The following is a 484-nucleotide window of genomic DNA, read 5'->3' as shown; positions in this document are numbered from 1 at the left end:
GAGCCCTGCTTGACGATGCCGCCATTTTTCACCAGCAGTTTCCCCGGCCCGCCAATTTCAACGTTACCGCCTTTCAGCTTGATGTAGGCTCCGCCGCAGATCAGAACCAGCTCGTCCTGTGCTGTCACCGTCATTTTTTTGCCACTGGCAATATGCGTATCGTCCGTTGACCAGGTGGTGAATTTCCCGCCCTGCGCCTGAACGTCAATGTCGCCTTTGGCGGCAAACATTTTGGTGCCCTGTCGGCTGTAGAGGCTGATTTGCTCACCGGCGGCGACGGTGAATGTCTTCGTCGCGCCGATATCCACCTGTTTACCGGCGGTCAGCGTCAGGCTGTCTTGCGCGTACAATTGCATACTGTCCCCGCTGACAATACCGACGCCTTTTGGTGCGCTTAAAAGCAAAACGGCTTGCTGAAGTTTGTCGAGTTTCTGCTGTAACAGCGTCTGTTGCCGGTCGATGTCTGCGGCTAATGCCTGGGCCT

At 56.0% G+C, this 484-nt stretch carries 1 protein-coding gene; it reads right to left on the bottom strand.

Going from position 1 to position 484, the window contains the following annotated elements; translation table 11 throughout:
• On the bottom strand, positions 1-484 hold a 484-nt coding region (locus J1785_RS00245; RefSeq protein WP_238483005.1), incomplete at both ends, for a DUF2345 domain-containing protein.

It is taken from the genome of Rahnella perminowiae, from assembly GCF_019049755.1.
Taxonomy (GTDB): domain Bacteria; phylum Pseudomonadota; class Gammaproteobacteria; order Enterobacterales; family Enterobacteriaceae; genus Rahnella; species Rahnella perminowiae.
The sequence above is the reverse complement of the archived record's forward strand: the minus strand, read 5'-3'. Positions and strand labels throughout refer to the sequence as shown.